This window comes from Myxococcus dinghuensis, assembly GCF_024198235.1.
Classification (GTDB): Bacteria; Myxococcota; Myxococcia; order Myxococcales; family Myxococcaceae; genus Myxococcus; species Myxococcus dinghuensis.
In genome coordinates this window covers 14850-40623 of the sequence record NZ_JAKCFB010000010.1, presented here as the reverse complement: position 1 = coordinate 40623, position 25774 = coordinate 14850, and the positions used below count along the sequence as shown (strand labels likewise).

At 71.4% G+C, this 25774-nt stretch carries 24 protein-coding genes; 10 read left to right on the top strand and 14 right to left on the bottom strand.

Features of this window, described 5'->3' with window-relative positions:
* Positions 1-157: 157 nt before the first annotated feature.
* The 5 genes from LZ198_RS15940 to LZ198_RS15920 form a co-directional block, all read right to left on the bottom strand.
* A complete protein-coding gene (locus tag LZ198_RS15940; protein ID WP_253972822.1) occupies positions 158-1024 on the bottom strand; it encodes a carbonic anhydrase in 867 nt (288 codons plus the stop codon).
* A gap of 141 nt (positions 1025-1165) precedes the next feature.
* Complete coding sequence (gene fusA / locus LZ198_RS15935; RefSeq protein WP_253972821.1) at positions 1166-3271, bottom strand: elongation factor G; 2106 nt, start codon at positions 3269-3271, stop codon at positions 1166-1168.
* Between the two features lie 445 nt (positions 3272-3716).
* Positions 3717-5591 (bottom strand): tetratricopeptide repeat protein, encoded by a 1875-nt coding sequence (locus LZ198_RS15930; RefSeq protein ID WP_253972820.1) that lies wholly within the window; start codon positions 5589-5591, stop codon positions 3717-3719.
* 150 nt (positions 5592-5741) lie between these two features.
* Complete coding sequence (locus tag LZ198_RS15925; RefSeq protein ID WP_253972819.1) at positions 5742-6920, bottom strand: cyclic nucleotide-binding domain-containing protein; 1179 nt, start codon at positions 6918-6920, stop codon at positions 5742-5744.
* 147 nt (positions 6921-7067) lie between these two features.
* Positions 7068-7553 (bottom strand): FKBP-type peptidyl-prolyl cis-trans isomerase, encoded by a 486-nt coding sequence (locus tag LZ198_RS15920; protein ID WP_253972818.1) that lies wholly within the window; start codon positions 7551-7553, stop codon positions 7068-7070.
* Positions 7554-7730: 177 nt separating this feature from the next.
* Here LZ198_RS15920 and LZ198_RS15915 point away from each other — a divergent pair, with 177 nt between their 5' ends.
* The 8 genes from LZ198_RS15915 (at position 7731) to LZ198_RS15880 (ending at position 14236) form a co-directional block, all read left to right on the top strand.
* Positions 7731-8918, top strand: coding sequence for a metallophosphoesterase (locus tag LZ198_RS15915; RefSeq protein ID WP_253972817.1), 1188 nt, complete (start codon positions 7731-7733; stop codon positions 8916-8918).
* A 142-nt stretch (positions 8919-9060) separates the two neighbouring features.
* Entirely contained in the window at positions 9061-9606 is a 546-nt protein-coding gene (locus LZ198_RS15910) for an RNA polymerase sigma factor (RefSeq protein WP_253972974.1), read from the top strand.
* A complete protein-coding gene (locus LZ198_RS15905; RefSeq protein WP_253972816.1) occupies positions 9603-10268 on the top strand; it encodes a DUF1109 domain-containing protein in 666 nt (221 codons plus the stop codon). Before LZ198_RS15910 ends, LZ198_RS15905 begins: the two co-directional genes overlap by 4 nt.
* Positions 10265-10597, top strand: a complete 333-nt coding sequence (locus tag LZ198_RS15900) for a Carotenogenesis protein CarS (protein WP_253972815.1) — start codon at positions 10265-10267, stop codon at positions 10595-10597. The genes LZ198_RS15905 and LZ198_RS15900 overlap by 4 nt, the downstream gene beginning before the upstream one ends.
* Before the next feature lie 288 nt (positions 10598-10885).
* Positions 10886-11422, top strand: a complete 537-nt coding sequence (locus LZ198_RS15895; protein WP_253972814.1) for a type 2 periplasmic-binding domain-containing protein — start codon at positions 10886-10888, stop codon at positions 11420-11422.
* A 55-nt stretch (positions 11423-11477) separates the two neighbouring features.
* A complete protein-coding gene (locus tag LZ198_RS15890; RefSeq protein WP_253972813.1) occupies positions 11478-12224 on the top strand; it encodes an RNA ligase family protein in 747 nt (248 codons plus the stop codon).
* Positions 12225-12242: 18 nt separating this feature from the next.
* Entirely contained in the window at positions 12243-13427 is a 1185-nt protein-coding gene (locus LZ198_RS15885; protein WP_253972812.1) for a non-canonical purine NTP pyrophosphatase, read from the top strand.
* The gene (locus LZ198_RS15880) at positions 13424-14236 is read left to right on the top strand and encodes a nucleotidyl transferase AbiEii/AbiGii toxin family protein (RefSeq protein ID WP_253972811.1); all 813 of its coding nucleotides are present in this window, start codon (positions 13424-13426) and stop codon (positions 14234-14236) included. The genes LZ198_RS15885 and LZ198_RS15880 overlap by 4 nt, the downstream gene beginning before the upstream one ends.
* On the opposite strand, the gene LZ198_RS15875 is transcribed toward LZ198_RS15880, so the two are convergent.
* The 9 genes from LZ198_RS15875 to LZ198_RS15835 form a co-directional block, all read right to left on the bottom strand.
* Positions 14220-15992: a hypothetical protein gene (locus LZ198_RS15875; protein ID WP_253972810.1), complete on the bottom strand. Its 1773-nt coding sequence runs from the start codon at positions 15990-15992 to the stop codon at positions 14220-14222. The two genes, LZ198_RS15880 and LZ198_RS15875, sit on opposite strands and share 17 nt — an antisense overlap.
* Positions 15993-16050: 58 nt before the next feature.
* Positions 16051-17211, bottom strand: coding sequence for an AI-2E family transporter (locus tag LZ198_RS15870; RefSeq protein WP_253972809.1), 1161 nt, complete (start codon positions 17209-17211; stop codon positions 16051-16053).
* A 223-nt stretch (positions 17212-17434) separates the two neighbouring features.
* Positions 17435-17554 (bottom strand): aminopeptidase, encoded by a 120-nt coding sequence (locus LZ198_RS15865; RefSeq protein WP_234067460.1) that lies wholly within the window; start codon positions 17552-17554, stop codon positions 17435-17437.
* A gap of 48 nt (positions 17555-17602) precedes the next feature.
* A complete protein-coding gene (locus tag LZ198_RS15860) occupies positions 17603-18991 on the bottom strand; it encodes a DmpA family aminopeptidase (RefSeq protein ID WP_253972808.1) in 1389 nt (462 codons plus the stop codon).
* Between the two features lie 101 nt (positions 18992-19092).
* Positions 19093-21312, bottom strand: a complete 2220-nt coding sequence (locus LZ198_RS15855) for a D-alanine--D-alanine ligase family protein (protein ID WP_253972807.1) — start codon at positions 21310-21312, stop codon at positions 19093-19095.
* Positions 21297-21938, bottom strand: coding sequence for an RDD family protein (locus tag LZ198_RS15850; protein WP_253972806.1), 642 nt, complete (start codon positions 21936-21938; stop codon positions 21297-21299). The genes LZ198_RS15855 and LZ198_RS15850 overlap by 16 nt, the downstream gene beginning before the upstream one ends.
* A complete protein-coding gene (locus LZ198_RS15845) occupies positions 21935-22309 on the bottom strand; it encodes a hypothetical protein (RefSeq protein WP_253972805.1) in 375 nt (124 codons plus the stop codon). The genes LZ198_RS15850 and LZ198_RS15845 overlap by 4 nt, the downstream gene beginning before the upstream one ends.
* Before the next feature lie 207 nt (positions 22310-22516).
* Complete coding sequence (hemB, locus tag LZ198_RS15840) at positions 22517-23485, bottom strand: porphobilinogen synthase (protein WP_253972804.1); 969 nt, start codon at positions 23483-23485, stop codon at positions 22517-22519.
* Positions 23486-23547: 62 nt separating this feature from the next.
* Positions 23548-23757, bottom strand: a complete 210-nt coding sequence (locus LZ198_RS15835; RefSeq protein ID WP_253972803.1) for a hypothetical protein — start codon at positions 23755-23757, stop codon at positions 23548-23550.
* A 259-nt stretch (positions 23758-24016) separates the two neighbouring features.
* On the opposite strand from LZ198_RS15835, the gene LZ198_RS15830 reads away from it, so the two are divergent.
* Together LZ198_RS15830 and LZ198_RS15825 are read left to right on the top strand one after the other, a co-directional pair.
* Entirely contained in the window at positions 24017-24940 is a 924-nt protein-coding gene (locus LZ198_RS15830) for an ABC transporter ATP-binding protein (RefSeq protein ID WP_253972802.1), read from the top strand.
* Positions 24937-25773, top strand: a complete 837-nt coding sequence (locus LZ198_RS15825; protein WP_253972801.1) for an ABC transporter permease — start codon at positions 24937-24939, stop codon at positions 25771-25773. The genes LZ198_RS15830 and LZ198_RS15825 overlap by 4 nt, the downstream gene beginning before the upstream one ends.
* Position 25774 lies beyond the last annotated feature (1 nt).

The following is a 25774-nucleotide window of genomic DNA, read 5'->3' as shown; positions in this document are numbered from 1 at the left end:
GCCGAACCGCTTGGGAACGTGAAGGAACAGGAGGGCCCCCCCGCCCATTCCGGAATCACGGCGGGAGACCCTGCCCGCTCCTCGCCCCAAAGTCCCGCGGAATCAACGGGGTGCCGTACGTTTTACCCCACGGCCGTGCCACCGGGAGCCTGCCCGCCTACTCCTCGACCCGGGACACCGCGGGCGACTCCACGACGCTCGCGTGCAGATACACGGTGCGTGCGTTGAGCGGCTGGATGGCCCGGTTGTTGGGGTTGATGTGGGGCAGCCGCTGGAAGCTGGCCAGTTGGACATCCGACAACGTGACCGGGTGCTTCATCACGTACCACTCGACGCCCTCCGTGCAAGGCGGCGTGGTCAACGAGCCCTGGTAGTGGAAATACGTCGGGTCCTTGGGGAGCAGCGCGGAGGCCTGGATGAGCGCGCCCTGGGGGTCGCTGTGCTCGCCCTCGCCCCAGGGCAGGTGGCTGAAGGCCGTGTCGAGCACCGCGTTGTGGGCCCCGACCTCGAAGAACACGCCCATCACCACGAGCCGGCCCTTCGCGTCCTTGTGCACCAGGTGCATCTCCAAGGGGAAGTGCTTGCCGTCCTCGGTGTGCTCACTGGGGGTGTGGAAGTGGAACTGCGCGAGCGTGTAGTCCTTCCCGTTCACCCGCAGCGTGCTGCCACCGTCGTACTGGAACTCCACGGTGTGGCCATTGTTCACCATCCGCACACGGCTGGAGGCGTAACGGAAGACCGGCGCCGGCTGCGGGTCGACGGCCGCGGAGGACGTCACCAACGCGACGGGCGTCTCCTCCTTGCCGTTCGCGCAGGTGCGGGCGCCGGGCAGCTCGCCCCAGTGCGTGGGCCCGAGCGTGTCGACGTAGCCCCAGTGAGGACTCCCCTCCGGAGCATGTGCCGGAGGAGGCGCCTTCGCCTCCGAGCGCGCCTCATCGGCGAGTGACAGGGACGAGGAGACCACGAAACCAGTCAGGAGCGCGCGACGAAGCCCCTGGGAGAACGAGCGAGGAGGATGGGCCATGGCGATATGGGGAGGCTCCGGAGGGGCCTCGGATGTCGCCTCCGTTCTAGCGCGTCGCCCGGGGGCGCGCACGTCACGCGCGTCCCCGCCGGACGGAGGGGGCCCCGTGGCCAACCGGGGCCCCCCACCTCCTACCTCACCTCACGCACGCGCCTCCGTCAGGGCGGCCTGGAGGGCCTCCGACAGCGGCTCGTACGTCCCCAGGCGCATGCTCGCCTGGGCCCTGCCCTGCGTGCGGCCGCGCAGGCCCGTCACGTAGCCGAAGAGGCTGGCCATGGGCACGCGCGCCGACACCAGCCGCGCGTTGCCCCGGGTCTCCATCCCCAGCACCCGCCCCCGCCGCGCCGCGAGGTCCCCCAGGACGTCGCCCAGGTACTCCTCCGGCGTGGTGACCTCCACGTCCATCACGGGCTCCAACACCTGCACGCCCGCGGCCTTCACCGCCTCCTGCAGCGCGAGCGAGCCCGCCATGGCGAACGCCTGGGGGGTCGAGTCACGCACGTGCGTGTCCCCGTCCACCAGCCGCACCTCCACGTCGACCAACGCCACGCCGTCCCGCACGCCGCGCGCCATGGCGCCCGTCACGCCCTTCTGGATGGCCGGCACCAGCTCCTTCGGGATGGAGCCACCCTTGGTGTCGTCCACGAAGACGAGCCCCGCGCCGCGCGCCGCCGGAGCCACGTCCAGCACCACGCGCGCATACTGTCCGGGCCCGCCCGACTGGCGGGCGTGGCGGTACTCCTGGCGCACCGCGCGCTTGAGCGTGTCGCGGTAGGCCACCTCGGGCTGCCCCACGCGCGCCTCCACGCCGTACTCCGTCCTCAGTCGATCCACGACGACCTCCAGGTGCAGCTCACCCATGCCGGACAGCAGCACCTGGCCGCTCTCCGGATCCACCCCCACCTTCAGCGACGGATCCTCCGCCGCCAGCCGGTGCAGGCCCTCCTCCAACTTCGGCAGCTCCGCGGTCGAGCGCGCCTCCACGGCGAGCTGCACCACGGGCTCCGGGACGCCGAGCGACTCGAGCACCAGCGGTGCCTCCGGGTCGCTCAGTGTGTCGCCGGTGCGCACGCCCTTGAGGCCGAGCGCCGCCGCGATGTCTCCCGCATGGACTTCCGAGACCTCCTCCCTGCGATTGGCATGCATGAACATCAGCCGTCCCACCCGCTCGCGCTTGCCGGTGGCCGCGTTGACCAGCACCGTGCCCGCGCGCAGCGTGCCCGAATAGACGCGCAGGAAGACGATGCTCCCCACGGACTTGTCGCTCATCAGCTTGAAGACGAGCGCGGTCGGCGTCTCCTCGTCGGAGGGGACGCGCGAGGCGCGCCGCTGCGTGCCGGGCACGAGCCCCTCGACCGCCGGCAGGTCCGACGGCGCGGGGAGGTAGTCGACGATGGCGTCCAGCAGCATCTGCACTCCCTTCTTCTTGAACGCCGAGCCGGCCAGCACCGGCACCAACGTCCGGGCCAGCGTCCCCGCGCGCAGCGCACGCACGAGGTCCTCCTCGGTGATGTCCTCCAACCGCCCGTCCACGAACTTCTCCAGCACCCGTTCGTCCACGTCCGCCGCCGCCTCGATGAGTCGTTGGCGCATCGCCTCCGCCAGCTCACGCGCCTGCGGCGCGATGGGCAGGCCTTCGCGATACACCCCGTCCTCGCCGTCGAAGAGGACCGTCTTCATGCGGACCAGATCCACGAGCCCGTGGAAGTCCGCGCCGTCGCCCAGCGGGAGCTGGACCGCCACGGGCCGCGCCCCGAGCCGCTCCTCGATGGACTCCACGCTCATCGCGAAGTCGGCCCCCACCTTGTCCATCTTGTTGATGAACGCGATGCGGGGCACGCCGTACCGGTCCGCCTGCCGCCACACGGCCTCCGACTGGGGCTCCACGCCCTGGCTCGCGTCGAACACGGCCACCGCGCCGTCGAGGACGCGCAGGGAGCGCTCCACCTCGATGGTGAAGTCCACGTGTCCCGGCGTGTCCAGGATGTTGATGCGGTGGGCCGCGCCCGCGTTGGGGCCCTGCCTGGGCGTCCAGAACGCCGTCGTGGCCGCGGAGGTGATGGTGATGCCACGCTGCTTCTCCTGCGGCAGCCAGTCCATCTCCGTGTCGCCCGCGTGCACCTCGCCCGTGGAGTGGATGCGACCGGTGAAGAACAGGACGCGCTCGGTGAGCGTCGTCTTGCCCGCGTCGATGTGCGCCATGATGCCGATGTTGCGATACCGCTCGATACGCGTGCTGCGGGACATAGGAACTCCGTTCCCGTCGGGCAGCGAGGCCCACGGGTTGGAATGGGTGAAGGCGCGGGTTGAGAGGGATTGCCGACACGGGACGCCCCAGGCACACGCACGCGCGACACGCCGGAGGAGCGCGGAAGGCTCGCTCAGGGACGCATGCGGGCACACGAGGGCTCCCTCGGAGCCTGGGCGGAACCGGACTTCACGGCACACGGGAACCAGCGGACCCGCGCGCCGGAAGGACTCCGGCCCGCCTGCTCAAATGTCGAGCAGAACCTCGTGACGGGGGGCGAGGCACACGTCCGCCGCCGGCGCGGACGGGCGCGCAATCAGCAGGGCTGTGAAGGAGACGGTCCTCATGATGCGGAATAGATAAGACAGACACCCGCCATTGTCAACACGGCGCCCGCCCCGCGAGCCCTTGCGCGCGACGCGCAACGCCCCGGGGCCCCGCGCATCACCGCAGCTCGGCGGCGAATTCTTCACGGTAGCGCGTCTGGAGCTGCTTCAGCGCCTCCGCCATCCCCACGGCGCGGTACTGGTCCGCCAGGAGCCGCCAGGCCTCCATGTGACGGGGCTCGAGCGTGACGACGCGCTCCAGGTGCTCGCGGGCCTCCGCGCGCCGGCCCGCGTTGGTCGCCAACCACCCCAGGATGAAGTGCGCCTGCACCGCCTCGTCATGCGCGGCCACGGCCTCCCGACACGCGGCGCGCGCCGGTCCCAGGCGCCCCGCGCGCAGATGCACCTCACAGTCGAACACGTGCAGGATCGCCGCGCGTGGGAACTCCCGCTTCATCCAAGCCAGGCGCGACTGGACCTTCGACGTGGGCCCCTTGTCGAAAGCCACCTCCACCTCCTTGGCGGCGCGCACCAGCTCCCCTTCGCGCTCCATCGCCACGCCGCTCCGCGACACATCCGTCGGAAGTGCCAACCACCGCCGCGTCTGCGAGGTCCAGCTCCGCAGCGCCTCGAAGTCCCGGCCACCGGCGGCCCGCTCCAGGGCCTGCTCGGTGTACGTCACCGCGCCGGTCTCCTTGAAGAACGCGGCCAGGTCGTTCCACAGCGCCGCGGGCGTCGCGGGCTGGGCCGCCATGCGCTGACGGGCGCGGAGCAGTTGCGCCTGCGCCTCGAGGGGACGCCCCCCCCGGAGGTCCAACGCCGCCAGATGCAAGGGCGCCTGCGGCGCGTCCCGGAAGTGCTCCGCGGTGGCCTCGCACTGCTCGCGCGTGGCGGGCAGCGTGGGCGCCGCGCGCGTGCCCAGGTAGCAGACGATGCCCTGCACACGCGCGTCCTCCGGGTAGCGCCGCGCGAGGGGCTCCACCTGCTGCGCGGCCATCTCGACGCGCCCCTGCTGGTCCAGCGAGAGGATCTCCTCCAATCGCTTCTGGTCATCTCTCGCCATGGGCGGAGCCTGGTGGCGCGGCCCCAGCGGGACCTTGCCCTCGCGCACCTTCGCGAGCCAGTCGACGACGGCGTCTTTCTCCGGGCCCTCCCAGTCCGGCCACGTGGTGGAGCTGATCCACGTCCCCAGTTCGGTGGCCCAGGCCTTCGCCGCCGCCGCGTCGCGGCGTCCATTCGAAGCATGCCGGAGGCTGGTGGCCAGCAGCTCCATCGTCTGGGGCGCGAACGCGCCCTGGTTGGGCGCATAGGAGGGGAACATCATCCAGTGCGAGTTGCCGACATGGAACGCCCCGAGCGTGTGGGCCCACTCGTGCAGCAACACGGAGGTCTCCTTGTGCAGCTTGCGCTCGTGATAGAGCGACTCCCGCTCCGCCTCCGGCAGGTGCGTCAGCACGCCCATGATGGCGCGGACCTCCTCCGGATTGCCCATCTCCCGCAGCACGCAGTGGCGCCCGAACATCCGCGCCATGCCCAGCTCGTGCTGCGACGAGGAGAAGAACTTGAGCGACGACACGAAGCCGATGACGAGGTCCACGTCCTCGCCCGGGTCGAGGGTCTCCAGCTCCACGAGGGACTTCTCCAGCTCCCCCTCGACACCGCGATGCGCCCACTCCCGGGTCGATTCGAGCTCGAAGACGACGCCGAGCGGGCCCCGGACCACCGCGCTCGCGCGCTGGAGCTGGGCGACGACGGTGCTGCGCCAGCGCAGCACCTGGTCTCGATAGTCCGAGTCGGCATAGACCCGGACCCGGAGCGGCCTGAGGGATTGGGAGGCCGAAGGCGTCTGCGTCTCCAGCTTCGTCGGCGCGAGGGTCCGCGCGAACTCCCGTTCGTAGTCCACGGGGCGCTTCACGCACGACACCACGGCCCCCAACAACACGGACAGCGCCACCCAACAGGTGACGCTCCGCAACTCCAGACGGCCGTTCATGGCTTCCCCCACGCGCGTCGAGGCTCCGTGGCAGGCCGCACTCGACCGAAGGCTCGAGCATCTCATGCCCCGGCGACAGGAAGCCAACCGGAGCCGACGACCGCCGACGCGAGAGCCGAGGCCCGCCTGACGACCGAAGTACGCCGAGCGCTAGATGCTCAGGGCCCGCACCCGCGCCGCGAGGTTCTGGGTGAACAGCCGGTAGATGCGCAGCGCCGCGGCCTCGTGCGTGTCCAGGTAGTGCTGGAACCCCGCGCGGGTGATGCGCAGCGCCCGCACCGTCGTGCGCGCCTTCGCCCGGGCGGACACGGGCGCGTCCTGGACGAGGGAGATCTCCCCCAGGTAGGCCCCCGGCCCCAGGGTGTTCAGGTGCCGGGCGTCCGGCTCCGCGCCGCTGAACACGTCGACGCTGCCCTCCAGGAGCACGAAGAGGCCCACGCCCAGCGTCCCCTTCTCCAGCAGGACACTCCCCGCGGGGAGGAGCACCTGCCGTGCCACGCGGTGGAGGTCCTTCATGTCCGCCAGCGACAGCTCGCCGAAGATGGGGATGGCCTTGAGGTAGTCGTAGCCACTCGCGTCCTGCTCGGGGGTGGGCGCGGGGAGGCGCGCGATGACGGCCTCCGCCTCCGCGTCCATGCCCATGCGCCGCAAGAGCCTCGCCTTCTCCGCGACCAGCGCCGGGTCCCCCCGGGCGCCCTCCGAGCCACGCACCGTGTCCGCCAGGAGCGCCAGAGCCCGGCGCGTGTACCCCTCCGCGTCGAGCAGCTTGCACATGCGCAGCACGGACTCCACGTGCCGCACGTCGCCCACGGGGACACACCCCAGCGCGTCCACCTCCGCGTGGAGCTGCCCCAGCTCTCGGTAGAGCTGCGCGCCCTCGAAGGGCCTCCCCAGGCGGACCAGGCAGTTCGCCACCGACTCACGCGCGCCCAGGCCCCGGTACACCTCCAGCGCCCGCTCCAGCGCGCCGCCGCGCTCGAAGGCCGCCGCCGCGCGCTCCACGTCACCCGCGCGCAGGAACGCCTCCGCCGCCTCCACGTATTGCCCGTCCAGGAGGTAGAGCTCCGCGACACGCGCGTCCATGTCGCAGCCCTGCAGGAGCGACGCGGCCCCGGAGAAGTCCCGCGCCCACCGCAGCACCTCCGCGAGCCGCTGGCGATCCCTCGGCGACACCTGCGCGGCGTCCCGCAGGAGCCGCTCCCGCTGCGCCGCGCTCAGCTCCTCGTAGAACCGCGCCGCCATGTCGGGCGACTCCATCAGCAACAGCGCCTGGAGCGCCTGGAGCGTCCCCCCGCCCTCCTCCACCACTTCCGGCTCGGCCCGTGACATCGCGCGTCTCCCCCGTTCCGGGCCGTGGGGCTGTCCCACGCGAGGCACTCGAGACGGGCCCCTGGGTCCCGGAAGACGTGACTCCCCGTATATCATCCCTCTCCCCACATCGAAGGCGAGGAAGCCGCTACGGGGCGGGCCGTGCGCTCAGCGGACCGACACCAGCTCCGTGTCGAAGATGAGCACCGAGTACGCGGGGATGGCGCCCGGGACGCCGGACGCTCCGTACGCCAGCGACGAGGGGATGACGAGGCGGCGCTTGCCCCCCACGCGCATGCCGGCGATGCCCTGGTCCCACCCCTTGATGACCGAACCCCGCCCGAGCACGAAGGACAGCGCCGGTCCGTCGCCGGAGCCGTCGAACTCCGCGCCGTCCGGGAGCCACCCCGTGTAACGGACCGCGACGACGGTCCCGTTCGTCGCCTCCGCCCCCGTCCCCGGCTCGCCCAGGTCCTGGATGTAGAGGCCGCTGGACAGCCGGTTCATCGCCGCCAGGTCGACGCCCAGGCTCTCCGCGTACGTCACCTTCGTCGGATCTCCATTGTCCGGGTTGCCCGACGAGGGGCCGTTGGAGTCATCTCCACATCCCACCAGGGGCAGGAGGAAGGCGCAGAGCAGCAGGGTGCGAAGCATGGTGAGGACCTCTTGGGAAGGATGGCCGGAGACCGGTGATGAACGAGGGCCACAGCCTGCCCCGACGGGGCATCCCACGAAAGCGGAAGCGTGATCGCCTGCCTGCCGACATGAACCACCCCGTCCGGCCGAATGGGCGGGCGCCCCACCCCGGCATCCGCTATTCAGGGAAGTGCCATGCCCCGCTGGCTCAGCCTCCTCCTCTTCCTCGTCCCGGTCCTCTCCCTGCTGGCTGTGGCGCACGTCTACCTCTACCGGCGCCTCGTCCGCGACGTGACGCCCCGCGCTGGGCTCCGGCGGTTCGCCCAGGTCGTGTTCGCGCTGGGGTTCGGCGGCACCGTGGGCTTCCGGGTGCTCGACTGGATGCTGCCGGCGGAGGCGAGCCGGGTGCTGGGCATCGGCCTGCTGTCGTGGACGGGCGTGGTGATGTACGTGCTGTTCTTCACGCTCGCGCTGGACCTGCCCCGGCGCTTCGTCGCGTGGCGTGCCCGGCGACGCCACCCGCCCGAGCCCGAGGCGCCGACCTCTCCGGAGCGCCGCGCCCTGCTCTCCCAGGGGCTGGCGCTGGGCGCGGGGCTCGCGGGCATCTCCGTCAGCGGCTACGGCGCGTGGCGCGCCTTCCATCCGCCCGACGTGCGCGACATCCCCGTGCCCCTGCCCCGCCTGCCGCGGACGCTGGATGGCTTCACCCTGGTGCAACTGACGGACATCCACGTGGGCGACCTGCTCGAGCGCCGCTTCGTGGACGAGCTGGTGGCGCGCACCAACGCGCTCTCCCCCGACCTCATCGCCATCACCGGCGACCTGGTGGACGGCTCGGTGGAGCGCCTGGGGGCCTTCGTCGCCGGGCTCGGTGCGCTGCGCGCGCGCCACGGCGTGTACTTCGTCACCGGCAATCACGACTACTACTCCGGAGCGGACGCGTGGGTGGCCTTCCTGGAGCGGATGGGCATCAACGTCCTGCGCAACCGGAGCGTCTCCATCGGCGACGCGGGCGGGTCCTTCGACCTGGCGGGCGTGGACGACTGGAGCGCCGTGCGCATGGGCGAGCCCGGGTACGACCTGGACGCGGCGCTGCGCGGCGTGAGACCGGACCGGGCCAGCGTGCTGCTGGCGCACCAGCCCTCCAACTTCGACGAGGTCGCCCTGCGGGGCGTGGGGCTCCAGCTCTCCGGCCATACCCACGGCGGACAGATGTTCCCCGGCAACCTCGTGGGGGACGTCATCTGGGGCGACCGCAACGCCGGACTGAGCCGGACCGGGGGCTCCCTGCTCTACGTCAGCCGGGGCTGCGGCTTCGTCGGCCCGCCGATGCGGGTGGCCGCGCCGCCGGAGATCGCCCGCCTGGTGCTGACGGCCACCTGAGCCCCCGGGACACGCGGCGGACCGCCTCCTTCTCCGCCACCTCCCGACCCGACCCTCGTCAAATCAATGAGTTGGCGGAGTACCCCACCGGGGAAACTCCGCCGGAAACACTTTTCGGAGCAGGCCGTCCATGAGCCGGGTGATGGGGAGTCCCTCGGACGAAGAGCTCATGGAACGGTTCTGCGACGGAGCACCAGACGCCTTCGAGGCGCTGTTCGCGCGCCATGCCGCGCGCGTGCAGGGCTTCCTGACGCGCATGGTGCGCGACGCGCCGCTCGCCGAGGACCTCTTGCAGACCACCTTCCTGTCCGTCATCCGAGCCCGGGGGCGTTATGACCCGGGAACACGGTTCGTGCCCTGGCTCATGACCATCGCGGCCAACGCCGCCCGGGACTCGCTGCGCCACCAACGCCACGTGGACGCGCATGCGTCCGATGAAGGGAGCGCGGAACCCACCTCCGCGTCCCCGCCCTCCGGGGACCCCTCCCTCCGCCGACACCTGCTCGACGCGCTCCAACAACTTCCACCGGACCACCGCGAGGCGGTGGTGCTCAGCAAGGTGGAGGGTTGGTCGTTCGACGAGATCGCCGCCCTGCGGGGCATCAGCGCGGGCGCGGCGCGCCTGCGCGCGCACCGGGGCTACGAGCGGCTCCGGGAGTTGCTGGATGGGCTGGAGGCGGAGGCATGAAGCCGCCCGTCGACATCGACGCCCTGCTCACCGAGGCGCCTCGTCCGCAGGCGGCCTCGCTGGAACGAGCCCTGGCCGCCGCGCGTGGAGAGCTCGCGCAGGACCGGCCCGTGCGCCGCTGGCGGACACAGGTGGCGTGGCTGGTGGCCTCCTCGGGAGGACTGGCGCTGGTGGCCGCCCTCGTGATGGTGCTGGGCGGCGCGCTGAGCCTCGGGACGCTGCTGGGCCGGGCGCCGCTGCTCGCCCTCCTCCTGGGGACGAGCACCGTCTGCGCCTGGGCGGCCCTGTCTCCGCGAGGGCGCGTCCTGCGTCGCTGGGGCGTGGGGCTCGCCATGGCTTGCGCGGCCACGCTCGTGCTCGCGCGAGGCACGCCGAATACGGCGCCGACCTTGCCCGCGTGGGTCTGCACCGCCAGCCACCTCGCGCTCGGCCTCATTCCGTTGGTGGTCGCCCTGGTCGCCCTGCGAGGCGCCGTGTTCCAGCCCCTGCGCGCGCTGTGCGCGGGATTGTCCGTGGGCACGACCGGTGCGTTCGTTGGCGAACTGGCCTGCGAGCAGGACTGGCGCCACGTCGCCTCCTATCACCTCATTGCCTGGGCGCTGCTCGCGCTCATGGCCCTCGTGTCGTCACGCTCCCTCAAACCCCGCTCCTATGCCCCATGAACCAGGATCCTTCTCTCATCGTGAGCAGTGACGTGGACGGCGCGCCCGTGAGGATCGGCGAGCACGTCAAGGTCGTCAGCGCCTCCAACGACGGCACCATCACCCCGGGCTTCCTCGGGCGCATGGGCGTGGTCGTGGCGCTCGTCTACGACGACCCCATCCACCAGTACCCCACCGACCCGCTCATCCAGGTCCGCGTCGACGGGCTCGGCGAGGACCTGTTCTTCCCCGAGGAGTTGGAGCTGGTGCCGGAGTGGGCCCGCCACCGCATCGCCCAGCAACGCCGCGACGCGCGCGAGCCGCGCAAGCCCGCGCCCCGCGCGCAATAGCAGACATCCGGGCCCCGAGGCCCACCGCCGTCCCCCGCCATCCAGCTCCGAGAGTTCCCGCGTCATCTGGCGCCATGGCCCACGACTGCCTTCATCTCGGGCATCACGCCCACGTCGGCAGGGGCGACGGACAATTCCTCTCACAGCGAATCAAGCTGTGATTCGAGCAATGCCATCCCATACTCGCGGGCCACATCCGCGCCGCCCCACCGGGTGGAAGGAATTGGCACGGGGCTCGAACGGACACGGGGGGAGGTCCTGAGCAGGAAGCGCTGGAAGTGGGCGGCATTGGCGACGTGTCTCCAGGCAGGAGCCGCGCTGGCGGAGGACCCCGCCACCCTCGCGGTGTGGCACGCGCTCGGAGGAATGCCCGAGGTGGCCTTCGGCAACGCGGCCCAGCGTCATGAATCCCAGACGGGAAATACCGTGGTGGTCTCCCAGTTCGACGACGAAGCGCAGTTGCGTGACGCCCTGCGCGTCGCCGTCGCCTCCGGCAACGCGCCGGACGTCGTGGTGATGAACCACACCCTGGCCCCGGAGTTCCGGGACGCGGGCGCGTTGCAGGCGTATTGCCTGCCCGGCGAGCGCCCCGAGTGCGAGGGAGGAGACCCACCCCGCTGGTGCGCCTCTGCGTCCAACGGCCGCTACGGAAGCCCCTATGGAACGTTCGCCTCGACGATGATTCCGGACTTCCCGATGGATGCCAGCCGCTGCCTCGAGGAGGGCTGCGGAGAATGCGTCACGGAGGGCGCCCGGCCCGCCTACTGCGACTCCGTCTCGAGGGGGTTCTCACGGCGTGCTCGCGCCCCCGCGGCGTCGTTCTGAGTCGAGACGTGGGGATGCGCCCCGTCGGTCGGGGAGCGGTGTTACCCTCGCGAGCGTGACACCGCTTCCCCCTCCCGACTTCCGCCCGCTGGGACGTCGGGCCTACGGCTCGATTCCACACCTGCCCGGCTCACGCACGGGCCCCGCGGACCGACACCTGTCACCCGCCCTGGCGCGAGTCCTCACCGACCGCGCACGCGACGCGCGCGACCACGTCGTCGTCCTGGAGAAGCTGGACGGCTCGTGTGTCGCCGCCGCCCGCGTGGGGGACTCGCTGTTCGCGCTGGGACGGGAGGGCACGCTGGCGGCCCACTCTCCGAACGAGGCACGGCGACTGTGGGCCACGTGGGTCGACCGGAACGCGCGCCGCCTCCTGGACGTCCTCCAGCCAGGGGAGCGGGTGGTCGGCGAGTGGCTGGCCCTCGCCCATGGCACCCGCTACGCGCTGACGCACGAGCCCTTCGTCGCCTTCGACCTGCTGCGCGAGGAGGGACGCGCGCCCTGGAGCGAAGTCACCGCTCGACTGGGCGCCGTCGGCATCCCCGTTCCCGGGCTCGTCCACGAGGGCTCGCCCCTGGGCGTCGGGGCCGCGATGGCGCGACTGGACGCGGGCGGCTTCCACGGTGCGCGCGACCCGGTGGAGGGGGCCGTGTGGCGGCTCGAACGGCGCCTGCCCGAGGGCGTCAGGGTGGAGCTGCTGGCCAAGTATGTACGCCCCGGCAAGGTGGACGGGTGGCTGCTGCCAGACCACTCCGGCCAGCCGCCCCACTGGAACTGGCGCCCGGAAGACTCCTCGCCCTAGACATCGGGAGATGTCGTCGTGACACGCGCGACCTTCATCACTGGCAATCGCTACAAGGGCGAGGAAGTCGCCCGGCTGCTCGCGGGCATCGACATCGCGTGGCGGAAGCTCGCCTTGCCCGGCCAGGAGCCCGAGCCCGCTCCGGTCGACCTGGGCACGCTCGCGACGCGGAAGGTGCTCGCGGCGTACCAGGTGCTCGGCGCGCCGTGCTTCGTGGAGGCCACCGCGCTGGAGCTGGAGGGCGGCCCCACCTTCACCGGCGCCGCGTTCAAGAAGGCGTTGCTCGAGCAGGGAGAGTCCGCGTTCCTCGCCCGGTACGGCGGACGCCGGGGGCGCACCCGCGTGACCGTGGCGCTCTCGGAGGACGGCCGTCCCGACCACGTCGCCCTCTTCGAGGATGCCCTGGAGGGCACGCTGCTCTCGGCGCCGCGCGGCGAGGGCGGCTACGGGTGGGATCGCGCGTGGCTGCCGGATGGCTACCAACGCACGCTCGGGGAGATGCCGCGCAACAAGTTCATCCTCAACATGCGCCAGCGGCCCTACCTGGAGCTGGCGGACCGGCTGCGCCCACCGTCCCAGGGTGGCGCCTACGAGGCCCACGTCACCGTGTCCGCGCGCTCGGAGGAGGAGCTGCAGCGCTTCCGGGCGTGCTGCGACACGGCGGGCGTGAAGTGCCTCTTCATCGAGCTGGGCCGCGGCGCCGAGCCCTTCCAGCCCATGACGTCCTCGTACCACCACGGCACGCGGCGACAGGCGCTGGTGGAGGTGAGGGAGCTGGCCCGAGGACTCGCGGCCCAGGGGTTCGACGTCACGCGCATGAAGCTCGAGGCCCTGGGGAAGAACCGGGACATGCCGGAGGACGACGCGACGGCGCGCGCCCAGCCGACGAACTACTTCGAGTTCCACGTGAAGGTCGTCATCCCCGCGAGCGGCACGGACCTGGAGACCTTGCGCGCCCGCTGTGAGCGCCATGGCGCGCACCTGTCCCGCAACGCGCGCAAGCTCCGCGCGGACGGCAGCGGGGAGCGCTTCGTCACGCTGCGCGTCCACGGCCTGGGCAAGGCGAACGCCGACGCGCGCTTCCAGTCCCTGGTCGAGGACCTCGCCTCGCAAGGGCACACGCTGACGCAGCGGCTGCGCGAGTTCACCGTGTACGACTCCAACCACGCGCTCGACCGGGGCTGGCTGGAGGACGCGCCATGAACGCGCACGACGTGCCCCTGCGCGCATCCGTCGCGGTGCTGCGCCGGCTCGCCCGCATGCCGGACGCCCCCGCGCTCGTGCTCCGCGGCGGGTTGATGATGCGCCTGTGGAGCGGCGCGGTGCCGCGTCCCATCGAGGACCTCGACTTCCTGGCCCGCTTCCCCTTCCACGAAGGGGCCACCGTCGCGCGCCTGGAGGCCCTCTTCCGCGTGGACGCCGGGGACGGTTTCTCCTTCGGAGACTCACGCTCCGAGGTCATCTGGGCGGAGACCCCCTTCCCGGGGGTCCGCATCCACGTGCGCACCCTCCTGCCGGGCGTGGAGACCCCCTTCGAGCTGCGCATCGACACGGGCTTCGGCGACCCCATGGAGCCCGCGCCCGCCTGGGTCGACTACACCTCCGAGGACGGCGCGCCCGCGCGCGTGCTCGCGTGCCGACCGGAGACGCTGCTCGCGTGGAAGGTCCACAGCCTCTTCGAGCGAGGCAAGGGCCGCTTCCGCCCGAAGGATCTGTTCGATGCCTGCCTGCTGCTGCGCCACGCGCCGCTGGAGCTCGACGCGCTGCCCCGCGCCCTGCGGCTGGCGTTCGACTCGCGTGGGGACTCGCTGGAGCTGATGGAGCGGCTCGTCTCGGGTGAGTTCGGCCAGAGCCCGTGGAGCCTGGAGAAGTGGGCCCGCTACCGGCGGGCCGAACCCGAGGGACGCCCCGAGCAGCTCTCGGAGGTGGTGAGCGAGACGGGCCAAGCGCTGCGCCCCGTCTGGGAGGCCGCGCGCGCCCTGCCCTCGTCCCGCGTCAGTACGACGCGGTGATGCCCCAGTGGATGCTGGAGTACGTGTCCTCGGCGACGCCGCCGTTCTCCCAGCCCAAGCGCGCGCCGGCGCCGGTGAAGGTGTCCTTGAACCGCGACAGCTTGAAGCGGACCGAATAGCCGAACGGGCCCCAGATTTCACCGGACGCGCCCAGCTCTGCCTCCCAGCCGAAGGTGGACACCGCCGTGCCGTAGTCGCTGACCTCCAGCTTCAGCTCGCCGCCCTCGTCACTGAAGCCCGTCCCGGGCTTGGGGCTGATGAAGATCTGCCCCGCGCCCTCCAGGCGGACCCACCGCATCAGCGGCACGGAGACCTCCAGGCCCGCGGACGGGAACAGCCGGTGCGTGCCCGACAGCGGGCTCTCCGCGGACTCGTCCACGTCGAACGAGCGGGTCAGGAGCCCCGCCCTCACGCCCGCGTAGCCGAGCGAGGCGCGCGAGTCGCCGCGGCCGAAGTAGTAGCGGTACATCGCCTGCGCCGTGAGCACGGAGTCGGTGGCCACCACCTCGTGCGTGCCCCCCTGACCGACCTCGTTGTAGAGCGTCACGTTCGTGGACGCGTAACCGCGGCGGTAGCCGAGCACCGCGCCCAGGCCCCGCACGGCCGACGTGCTCCGGGCCAACGGCAGCAGCTCCAGCTCCGCGGAGATGCCCAGATAGGGCACCGACGAGTCGTAGTCGGAGCGGTCACCGAGCTGCTCCGCCTCCGGCTTCTTGTCGAACTCACCGCACGACTTCACGCCGGGACGCGCGCAGTACCTCCGCCACGTGGTGGTGCCGCCCACCGTCAACCGGGCGATCGGCGGACGCACGGGCTCGCTGCCCACCGTGCCACCCGACCCCGTGTCCACGCCCACCGCGAGGAAGGGGTCCGTGGTGGTGTGCGACTCCGGCTCCTCCTCCATGGGCGGAGGGCCGTCCTTCGGCTGGGGCGCGATCGCCAGCGCCTCCGACGGGCGCGGCTTCGGCGGCTCCTTCACGGGCTCGACGGGCTTGGGCGGCTCCGGAGGCAGCGGGCGCGGGGCCTCCGCCGGGCGCTCCGCCACCGTCGTGGGAGCCTGGGGCTTGGGGGCCTCGACGGAAGGCGGCGCGGGCGGCGCGGGGACCGGCTTCACCGGGGCCTCGGCCACGGGCGTCGCGGGCTCCAGCGGCTCCGACGGCGTCACGCTCGACGGCGACTCGAAGACCGTCGGCGGCGGCGCGCGCAGCGCGTTCGAGATGGCGAGCGCGGCGGCGTTGGCGTCTGCCGTGGACAGCTTGCCGCGGGTCAGTTGGAACGACTCGTCCGAGACCACCGCGCCGCTCGCGTCCAGGACGCGCAGCGACAGCGACGCGCCCTCCACCCGGCCGGTGACGGCGCCGTCCAGCTTCATCTTGGGAGCGGCCTTGGCGAGCGGGGCCTCCGTGAAGACGACGGGGCCCTTGAGGCCGCCCTGCTTGCCGATGGCGCCGTACTGCTTCAGCGAGGCCACCTTCGCCTGTCGCGAGCGCCGCAGCGAGGACTCCAACTGCGCGCGCAGCTTGCCGCCCTTGTCGCCCTCCACCGTCAACACCACGACGCTCGGGGGAGCCTCCTTCGGGGCCGCCGTCTCCGCCTTGCGTGGCGTCGTCGCCTTCACCTTCGCCTTGGCCTTGCTGACCTGGGCGGGGCTCGCGCGCTTCTTCTTGACGACCGCCGCTGCTGCCTGCGGAGCCGCCAACGACGCGGCCAGGAGGAGGATGAGGCCCCAGCGGGCCCTCGCGTGTTGGATGTTCATTCCGGACTGGAAGGTTCACCCAGCCCGCACGCGAAGTCCAGGCTCCCCAGAGGACGGCTCAGGCATTGAGGTGCGCGGCCCCGCCCACCACCGTCGCTGACACGGACGGTGCGGCCGGGACGAGGTCCGAGCCCTCGGCCCCGTCCCCCGGCTCGCCCATCTCCGCCGCCACGTGCCCCGCCCGGCCGATGCCCAGGAAGTCCCGCCGGTAGATGCGCACCATGGCCATGAAGATGGAGGCGATGAGCGGGCCCACCAGCAGCCCCATCATCCCGAACACGGCCAGGCCGCCGAACATGGACAGGAAGACGAGCAGCGGGTGCAGGGCCATGCGCGCCCCGCACAGCCGGGGGCGGATGACGTTGTCGATGGTCCCCACGAGGAAGGCCCCCCACGCCAGCAGGAAGACACCCTCGCTCACCCGGTCGACGGCGATGAGCACCACGCCGATGGGCCCCCACACCAACGCCGTGCCGCCGACCGGGACCAGCGCCACCAGCACCATGGCCGCGCCCCACACGCCCGCGTGGGGGACTCCCGCGATGAGCAGCCCCACGAAGCCCACCGCCCCCTGGACGAGCGCGGTGACGGTGTTGCCGTAGACGATGGCGTAGGCCACGTCCGTGAATTCACGGGAGAACGCGTCGAAGTAGCGGCGATCCAACGGCACCAGCCGCGTCACCTCCCGCACCAGCCGACGACCATCCAGGAAGAAGTAGTACATGGACACGGTCATCAGGAACATGTTGACGAGCAGCTCCGTGCCCGCGCCCACCAGGTCCTTGAGCAGCGCCGCGCCGCCCGTCACCGCCGCCATCAGCGAGCGCTCGGCCTCCGCGCTCTCCGGGTCGAACCGCACGTAGCGGGCGAGGCTCCGGGGCAGGCTGGAGAGGAAGTGGTGCCGCAGGTCCACCCGCTCCAGCAGGTCCTGCGCCTGGCCCACGAACTGGAGCACCTCGCGGGCGACCATCCAACCCACCAGCGCCAGCGGCACCAGGATGAGCAGGAACACGGTCGACGTGGACAGGCCCGCGCACAGCGGCCGGCGCCCCGGGAACCGCTGACACAGGAAGTCCTGGACCGGCTGGAAAAGGACCACCAGGAAGCCGCCCAGCAGCACGGGCATCAGGAACGGCAACAGGATCCTGGAGAACAGAATCAACGCGAGCGCGAACAGCCCCGCGAACACGAAGTTCGACCACCGCCGTGAATCAGCCACCGCCCCACCCCGCCCCGCCCGACGAGCCCACCGACCGCCAGCAACCTATGGCTCGTACTTCCCTCCGGGAAGTCCGGCCCTGGTACCTGGGGTGACGCGCTCGTGACTAGTGGACGTTCGGGGGCCCTCCCCGGCGATGCGGCCGGCATCGAGGAGGCGTGTCCTACCCTTGTCCGTCACGGCGACCCGGGATTCACCACGGGTCGCCAGCACGGGGCGCTGCCTACTTCTTCTTGCCCTCGGCGGCGGCCTTGGCCTCCGCCTTGTTCTTCTTGGCCCGCTTCTTCCAGGCCTGCTTGATCTTCATCTGCACGCGGCGGTGCTTGCTCTTGCTGCGGGCCATCGCTGACTCCTGTGCTCCGGAAAGGGAGCCTCTATGAAAAAGGGGGCCTTAACTATCAGAACCGGAAGGGCTCCCGGAAGAGGAACCCTCCGGAGTCGTTCCGGGGGGGCTGTCGGAGGCCTCCGGAGCCGTCCCGGCGCCCTCGTCGTCCTCCGGGGCGGGCCGGGTGGGGAACGGGATGCCCTCCGCGCCCCGGACCTGGGTGGGGCGGGCGGAGGACACCGTCACCTCCCCCTCGCGGTCCTCGTCGGGGGGGCGGTCCTTGGAGGCCGGGGCGCTGCTCTGCTGGGGGCGCTTCTTCACCGCGGCGAAGATGGGCTTGCAGGCGTCCACGAACTTGCGGACCTCGTCCAGGGGGAGCGCCGGGCAGTGGTTGCCGTTCACCCCCGTCATCGAGGTGGCCATGCACATGGCGTTGAGGATGGCCTCCTCCGTCGCCTCCATCACCGCCTCGTAGAGGGGGTCCAGGCGCTGATCCAGCAGGAGCTTCAGCTTGTAGACCATCTTCTGGGTGCGGCGCGGGATGATGTTCGCGGTGGAGAAGCCGACCACGATCTCGCCCGATCCGTGCGCCGCGTAGCTGCCCACCCGGCCGATGCCCAGGCCCACGCGCTTGCACAGGCGGTTGATCTGATGGCTCAGCAGGGGCGCGTCCGTGGCGACGACGGCGATGATGGAGCCGTACGTCATGCCGCGCTTGGGCGTGCCCTTGAACTTCTCCGCCAGCACCTCGCCCACGGGCAGGCCGCCCACCCGCAGGTTGTGCATCTTCCCGAAGTTGGACATCACCAGCACGCCCAGCGTGTAGCCCCCCAGCACCTCCGGGAGCTTGCGCGACGCGGTGCCGATGCCGCCCTTGAAGTCACACGTCACCATGCCGGTGCCGCCGCCCACGTTGCCCTCCTGCACGGGGCCGCTGGTGGCGTTGCGGATGGCCTCGAAGACGTGCTCCTCCCGGACGTGGCGGCCGGAGATGTCGTTGAGCCACGAGTCGTCGCACTCGCCCACCACGGGGATGATGACGTCGTGCTCGTCGCCGATGCCCGGGTAGCGCTCCACCAGGTGGCGCGCCACGCCGTCCGACACCGCGCCCACCGCCATGGTGTTCGTCAGGAGGATGGGCGTCTCGATGAGGCCCCACTCCATGAGCTGCGTCATGCCGGAGACCTCGCCCGCGCCGTTGAGCACGAAGCCGCCGCCCGTCATCCGCTCCATGAAGATGTTGCCCTTGTTGGGCATGATGGCCGTGACACCCGTGCGCACGGGGCCATGACCGGGCCTGAGCGGGCCCTCGCCCTGGATGAGCGTGCAGTGCCCGACGAGCACCCCCTCCACGTCCGTGATGGCGTTGTACTTCCCGGGCTTGAAGCGCCCCAGCGGGAGGCCCAGCTCACGAGCCCTGACGCGCGGTCCGTTGTACTCGGGGATGTGCACCATGCCGGGCACACTAGCGGACCATCACCTACCGTCAACCACTCCGGACGGTGAAGGCCCGCCTGGCACCGGCCCGGGCAACAGAGCCCGGGCCCGCCCGGGCGTCAGGACTTGAGCTCCAGGCGCGGCATCACCTCGCCGTTCACCGGGCCATGGCCGTTGGGCGCGCCGCCGGGGGTGGCCACGACGGAGGGCAGCACGGGCGACGGAGCGGGCGTGCCGGGCTCCTCGGGCAGCGAGGGCACCTTGTGGAGCACGGGCACCACCGAGTGCTCGGAGGCGGCGCGGCGCGCCTCGCGCTCCTTGTAGCGGCGGATGGCGGGGGCCATGATCTCCCCGATGAGCGTGCGGTAGTCCATGCCCGCGCCCTGCGCGATGAGGACCAGGTCGCTCCACCCCGGCGTGAGGCCCGGCAGCGGGTTGCACTCGATGAAGTAGATGCGCCCCTTGTCGTCCATGCGGAAGTCGATGCGCGCCACGTCGCGGCACCCCAGCGCCATGAACGAGCTGCGCGCCGCCGTGCGCAGCTTCTCCAGCAGCGCGGGCTCCAGCTTGGCCGGCGCGTCGTAGCGGATGCGGTCGGTCCAGTCGAGCTTGTGCTGGAAGCTGTAGACGGGGTTCTTCTCCTCCTTGTCGAGGAAGACGATCTCCATGGGCGGCAGCACGCGCGGGCGCCGCTCGCCGAGCAGGCCCACCGTGAACTCGCGCCCGCCCACGTACTCCTCGATGAGCGCCGGCTGCTGGTACTTGCCGGCGATCTCCCGCACCACCTCGCGCAGCTCCGCCTCGCTGTGGCAGACGCTCTTGGTGACGACGCCCTTGGAGCTGCCCTCCGCCACCGGCTTCACGATGAGCGGGAAGGAGGTGAACTCCTTGTTGAGCCGCTCCTTGCCCGTGGCCATCAACTGGAAGTTGGGCGTGAGGATGCCCGCCTGGCGGACGATCTTCTTCGCCAGCGCCTTGTCCAACGCGATGGAGAGCGTGGCCGGATCGCTGCCCGTGTACGGGATGTCCAGCAGCTCCAGCATGGCCGGGACCTGGCTCTCGCGGTTGCGGCCCTTGAAGCCCTCGGCGATGTTGAAGACGATGTCGAGCGGCGTGCTCGACAGCACCGTGGGCAGCTCCGCGGTGGCCTCCAGGTCGATGACCTCGTGCCCCCACGAGGCGATGGCCTCGCGGATGGCCTGGAGCGTGTTGGGCGAGTCGTACTCGGCCTCGCTGTCCTCCACCGACTCGCCGTGGGCGCTCGGCTTGACGCGCTTGACGTTGTACGTGAAGCCCACGCGCAGCGGGCCCGTCTTGCGCGCCGGCTTGCCCTGGCGCCGCGCGGAGTCCTTGATCTTGTAGCGCTTCGCCGCGCTCTGGATGATGGAGTTGATGACGCCGTCCAGGTGCAGCCCGTCCAGCTCCGCGGACGCGTAGATGCCCGCGCCCGGCTCCAGGCTGGGCAGCGCGTTGATCTCGAGGAAGTACGGCACGCCCGCGTCGCTGAGCCGGAAGTCGATGCGCCCCAGGTCGCGGCAGTCGAGCGCCTGGTAGATGCGCTGGGCCATCTTCCGCACGTCCTCCGCCGTCCGGGGCGGGATCTGCGCGGGCGCGCGCACGCTGACGGCGTTCTCCTTCTTCGTCTTCAGCTCGTAGTCGTAGATGGCGTAGCGCCGGCCCGCCGTCACGGTCGGGTCCACCACGTACTCCACGGGCGTGAGCACGCCGTCGTAGTCGTTGTCCACGGCGGCCAGGAACGGCACCGTCAGGTCGCGGCCGGAGATGTACTCCTCCACCAGCACGCCCGCGGGGTACTTCTCCAGCGCGGCGGCGACCTTGACGCGCACCTCGTCCAGCGTCTCCGCGATGGAGTCCTGGGTGATGCCCTTCGAGGAGCCCTCGAAGTTGGGCTTCACGATGACGGGGAAGCGCAGGTCCTGCGCCGTCAGCTCGCTGAGCTTCTCCACGTACTGCCAGCCCGGCGTGCGGATGCCGTGCTTGGTGAGGATGAGCTTGGTGAGCTGCTTGTCCAACGTCACCGCGAGCGCGTACGCGTCCGAGCCCGTGTACGGGAAGCCCAGCTCGTCGAAGAGCGCGGGATAGAACGCCTCGCGGAAGCGGCCGCGGCGGCCCTCGGCGGTGTTGAAGATGAGGTCGGGGCTGTACGCCTCCAGCCGCGCCACGGTGCGCGAGGCGGGACCGCTGACCTCGAAGCGCTCCAGCCGGTGGCCCAGCCGTTCGATCGCCGCGGCGAGCGCGTTGACCGTCTCCTGGGTGTCGAACTCCGCTTCCTCTTCCGAATCAGACAGCCTGAGGTTGTGGGTCAGCGCGATGCGCACGGTAGCCCCCTTCTCTTCTTGAGCGAGCGACCGCGGCGCACTTTTGCCGCGGACATGAGTCTGCCCGGAGCGCGCTGATGCGCCACGGGGTCGCGAGCTGCAACGGTTGCGCCCGCCACAACCTTCCCATCCACCACCTGCGTCTGCGCCCACGTGTCGCCCAGCCGCCAGCCGAGCGGATCCTTCAACACGCGCCACGCCTCGACGCCGCCGATGACGAAGAGCCCCGCCACCGCGGCCACGTTGCCCAGCGGCGCGGGCATCATCCCCAGCAACACGACGAGCGCCAGGGGCGCGTTGCGCAGCGTGCTGTCGCGGTGACGCGCCGCCGAGCGCGTCGGCAGGTGCATCACCTTCACGCCGAAGATGCGCTTGCCCACGCTCTGCCCCTGGAGCATCCCGTCCGCGAGCAGCAGGAACAGCAGCGCCACCACCATGCCGGCGGCGCCGCACACGACGTACAGGCCCCACGCCACGCCCACGTCGACGAGGCGCGCGCCCAGGCGCAGCAGCAGGGAAGCCTTGGGATACGGAGACACCGGCGCGGTGTCCTCCACCACGAGCCTCAGCGCCCTGCCGCCACCGCGACTGGCCGCCATGAGGACCCGCTCTCGCTGGGCACTCACTCCTCGGGCTCCAATGTCAGACCCTCCTCGAGGGGTTCCGGCTCGTCCAGCCCCGCCAGCTTCGCCAGGCGCTCGCGCGCGCTCAGCTGGAACGGCGGTGGAGAACCGGCGTCCGTCTCCCAGTCATTCCCCCCCACCGGCGCCACGAAGGGCTCCGGCTGCGCCAGGCGCACCAGCTTCTCCCGGGCCGTGTGGACATCCGGCTCGGCGGCGGCGGCTCCTGGGCGGGTGAAGAAGATGAACGCCATGGCCGGCCGCTTGGAGGCATCGCGCATCGCGAACTGCACGCCATCCAGGTTCCAGCCCTTCGCCGTCCACTCGTTCAGGGCCCGCTCCAGCGCGCCCTCGTCCACCGTGGACAGCTCTACCACTTTGTACTGCAACGGTTCGGGGGTACGAACCACGGGGGCGCGCCCGCTTCCGGGGCGCCGTCCCGACTGCCCTCGCCGGCGTTGGGGCGGGGGCTTCTCCGACCTGCGTCTGGGACGCTTCTTGGTGGGCATCGTGCGCGAGCTATTTGGACGCAACGCCCGCGGCGGATCAAGCGGCAACCCGCGCGCGACGCGTCGGGATGTTGCCTACAGGAGCTTCGCGGCTTCCAGCGCGTGGTAGGTGATGATGAGGTCGGCGCCGGCGCGCTTGATGCCGGTGAGCGTCTCCAGCATGACCCGCTCGTAGTCGACCCAGCCGTTCATCCCGGCGGCCTTGAGCATGGAGTACTCGCCGGAGACGTTGTAGGCGGCCAGCGGCAGGTCGAAGCGCTCGCGCACGGCGCGGATGACGTCCAGGTACGCCAGCGCGGGCTTGACCATGAGCATGTCCGCGCCCTCCTCCACGTCCAGGGCGACCTCCTTGAGGGCCTCGCGCAGGTTGCCGGGGTCCATCTGGTAGCCGCGGCGGTCGCCGGACTTGGGGGTGCTCTGGGCGGCCTCGCGGAAGGGCCCGTAGTAGCCGGAGGCGTACTTGGCGGCGTAGGAGAGGATGGGCACGTCCGTCAGGCGCACCTCGTCCAGCGCGCGGCGGATGGCGCCCACCCGGCCGTCCATCATGTCGGAGGGGGCGATGATGTCCGCGCCGGCCTGGGCGCAGGTGACGGACATCTGCGCGAGCAGGGGCAGCGTGGCGTCGTTGACGACGTGGCCCTCCTCCAGGATGCCGCAGTGGCCGTGGTCGGTGTACTCGCACAGGCACACGTCGGCGATGACCTGGAGGTCGGGCTCGGCGTTCTTGATCTCCCGGATGGCGCGCTGGACGATTCCGTCACGCGCGTACGCCTGGGAGCCCTGCGCGTCCTTGTGGTCGGGGATTCCGAACAGGATGACGGAGGGGACGCCCAGCGACCTCGCCTGGCGGGCCTCGGCCACGGCGTGCTCGAGGGACAGGTTGAAGATGCCCGGCATGGAGGAGATGGGGCGGCGCACGTCACGCCCCTCGACCACGAACAGGGGATAGATGAAGTCCCCCGGATCGAGGCGCGTCTCACGCACCATCTCACGCAGGACGGGAGAACGACGCAGGCGGCGGGGGCGGTGGACGGGATGGGCCATGGGTCGGCGGTATAAACCGCCGACGCCCGGCCTTCATCGTTTCCGTGTGGCCGCCCGGCCGCTCAGCCTGCGGCGAGCCGCCAGCTGGACTGATGCCGGTGGCGCTCCCGGGCGTGGCGCTGGGCCCGCACCTCCGCGATGTCCGCCTCGTGCAGCGCCCTGGCGTAGCGCACGCGGGCCGCCTCCGTGCCAGCGGCCAGCCCCTGCTCCGCCGCGGCCAGCTCCCGACGGGCCTCTTCACGCTGCTGCTCGACGCGATCCTCGGACGTCATCCCGCTTCTCCTACGTTGGGGTGTGCCCGGAGGAGATTGCAGGAGCCGGACCAGCGAACCGTTGTCGCCAAGATGGCGAAAGGACGGGGTATCGCGGCGCGGCAGGGACGGCAGGCGTGCGAAAGGGGTTTCCCAGCGCCGCGAAGAGGGCGTCGCGGGAATCCTCACGCGCGCCCGGCCGCCCGGCTCCTCCGCGAGGCCTCTCGGAGGCAATCATCGGCTGGCCCGCTCGTCTACAGTCCTGACCGTGACAGACAGCATGCCTGCCATCGAAGTGACGGACCTGCGCAAGACGTACCACCGCCCGTTCCGGAAGACGGGGAACATCGCCCTGCGGGGCATGACCCTGACGGTGCCCCGGGGGAGCGCGTTCGGCCTCATCGGCCCCAACGGGGCCGGGAAGACGACGTTCATCAAGAGCATCCTCGGCATCGTCCAGCCCTCGCACGGGACGATACGGGTGCTGGGGGGCTCCCCGGAGGACACCGCCGTCCGCGCCCGCATCGGCTACCTGCCCGAGCGGCTCCACCTGCCCAACGCGTGGCTGCCCACCGCGTTCCTCGGCACCGTCGTCCAGCTCAAGGGCCTCCCGCCCGACCCGGCCGGCAACCTGCGCATGCTCGAGCGCGTGGGGCTGGGGGACGCGGTGACGCGCAAGATTGGTGGGTACTCCAAGGGAATGAGGCAGCGGCTGGGGCTTGCGGCGGCCCTGCTGGGGAAGCCGGACCTCTTGATCCTCGACGAGCCGACGGACGGCATCGACCCCATGGGGCGCATGGAGGTGCGCCGCATCCTCCAGGAGGAGGTGCAGCGGGGCGCGACGCTCTTCCTGAACTCGCACCTGCTGGCGGAGACGGAGCGCGTGTGTGATCGCGTGGCCATCCTCGCGGACGGGCAGGTGGTGCGCGAGGGGCGGATGGAGGACCTGGTGCGCGGGGACTCGCGCTGGGTGGCGCGCTTCGCGCCGGGGGTGGACGCGCCCAGGCTGGCGGAGGCGGGCTTCGTCGCCGGGGGCGCGGACGGGGTGTTCCACGTCGAGGCCACGGACCCGGGGGCGCTCAACGCGGCGTTGGACCGGGCCCGCGCGACGGGGGCGTTGCTGGTGGAGCTGCGCCGGGACGGCATGGACCTGGAGTCGGTGTTGCTGGGGACGGTGCGCGCGCGGACGGGGGTGGCGGCATGAGGCCGGTGTTCGGAATCGCGGGCTACGTGCTGCGCGAGGCAATCTCACGGAAGTTCATCCTGGCGTTCCTGGTGGGCATCACCCTGGTGCTCGCGGTGGTGGCCATGAGCCTGCGCCTGGACGTCATCGACGGGGCGCTGGCGGCGTCGCGGCTGTTCGGCAACGAGCTGCGCTCGAGCATCCAGTCGGTCGACGTGGCCTTGCGGCCCGTGTACCAGGGCGCGGCGTTCATCGTGTTCTACGGCGGCATCCTCTTCGGCATCGTGGCGTGCTCGGACTTCGCGCCGGGGCTGATGTCCCCCGGGCGCATCGAGCACCTGCTGGCGCTGCCGATCCAACGCTGGCAGTTGATGGCGGGCACGTTCCTCGGGGTGATGACGCTCGCGCTGGGCGGCACGCTGTATGGCACCACGGGGCTGGTGGTCATCTTCGGCGTGAAGGCGGGATACTGGACGGCGGGGCCGCTCATCGCGGGGTTGATGGCGTGCGTGGGCTTCGCGGCGGTGTACGCGGTGATGCTGACGACGGCGACGCTGGTGCGCAGCGCGGCGCTGTGCGCGGCGGCGGGCTTCGCGCTGCTGGTGGGGGGCATCGTCGCCGGGCACCGGCAGGACATCTCGACGTTCTTCGAGGAGGGCGTGAGCCGGACCCTCTTCATGGCGGTGACGGTGATGCTGCCGCGACTGTCCGCGCTGGCCGAGGCGGCGGGCCACATCTCCGCGTCCACGCCCCTGGAGGTCCGCTCGTTGGGGACCCTGCTGCTGGGGGTCTTCGTGTTCGGGCTGGGAGCGCTCGCGGTGGGATTCTGGCGGTTCGAGGGAAAGGACTACTGAC

Excerpts from the sequence above, each read along its gene's own strand:
- LZ198_RS15940 (WP_253972822.1), bottom strand. The coding sequence starts at position 1,024 with ATGGCCCATCCTCCTCGCTCGTTCTCCCAGGGGCTTCGTCGCGCGCTC.
- fusA (WP_253972821.1), bottom strand. The coding sequence starts at position 3,271 with ATGTCCCGCAGCACGCGTATCGAGCGGTATCGCAACATCGGCATCATG.
- LZ198_RS15930 (WP_253972820.1), bottom strand. The coding sequence starts at position 5,591 with ATGAACGGCCGTCTGGAGTTGCGGAGCGTCACCTGTTGGGTGGCGCTG.
- LZ198_RS15925 (WP_253972819.1), bottom strand. The coding sequence starts at position 6,920 with ATGTCACGGGCCGAGCCGGAAGTGGTGGAGGAGGGCGGGGGGACGCTC.
- LZ198_RS15920 (WP_253972818.1), bottom strand. The coding sequence starts at position 7,553 with ATGCTTCGCACCCTGCTGCTCTGCGCCTTCCTCCTGCCCCTGGTGGGA.
- LZ198_RS15915 (WP_253972817.1), top strand. The coding sequence starts at position 7,731 with ATGCCCCGCTGGCTCAGCCTCCTCCTCTTCCTCGTCCCGGTCCTCTCC.
- LZ198_RS15910 (WP_253972974.1), top strand. The coding sequence starts at position 9,061 with ATGGGGAGTCCCTCGGACGAAGAGCTCATGGAACGGTTCTGCGACGGA.
- LZ198_RS15905 (WP_253972816.1), top strand. The coding sequence starts at position 9,603 with ATGAAGCCGCCCGTCGACATCGACGCCCTGCTCACCGAGGCGCCTCGT.
- LZ198_RS15900 (WP_253972815.1), top strand. The coding sequence starts at position 10,265 with ATGAACCAGGATCCTTCTCTCATCGTGAGCAGTGACGTGGACGGCGCG.
- LZ198_RS15880 (WP_253972811.1), top strand. The coding sequence starts at position 13,424 with ATGAACGCGCACGACGTGCCCCTGCGCGCATCCGTCGCGGTGCTGCGC.
- LZ198_RS15875 (WP_253972810.1), bottom strand. The coding sequence starts at position 15,992 with ATGAACATCCAACACGCGAGGGCCCGCTGGGGCCTCATCCTCCTCCTG.
- LZ198_RS15865 (WP_234067460.1), bottom strand. The coding sequence starts at position 17,554 with ATGGCCCGCAGCAAGAGCAAGCACCGCCGCGTGCAGATGAAGATCAAG.
- LZ198_RS15860 (WP_253972808.1), bottom strand. The coding sequence starts at position 18,991 with ATGGTGCACATCCCCGAGTACAACGGACCGCGCGTCAGGGCTCGTGAG.
- hemB (WP_253972804.1), bottom strand. The coding sequence starts at position 23,485 with ATGGCCCATCCCGTCCACCGCCCCCGCCGCCTGCGTCGTTCTCCCGTC.
- LZ198_RS15835 (WP_253972803.1), bottom strand. The coding sequence starts at position 23,757 with ATGACGTCCGAGGATCGCGTCGAGCAGCAGCGTGAAGAGGCCCGTCGG.
- LZ198_RS15830 (WP_253972802.1), top strand. The coding sequence starts at position 24,017 with ATGCCTGCCATCGAAGTGACGGACCTGCGCAAGACGTACCACCGCCCG.
- LZ198_RS15825 (WP_253972801.1), top strand. The coding sequence starts at position 24,937 with ATGAGGCCGGTGTTCGGAATCGCGGGCTACGTGCTGCGCGAGGCAATC.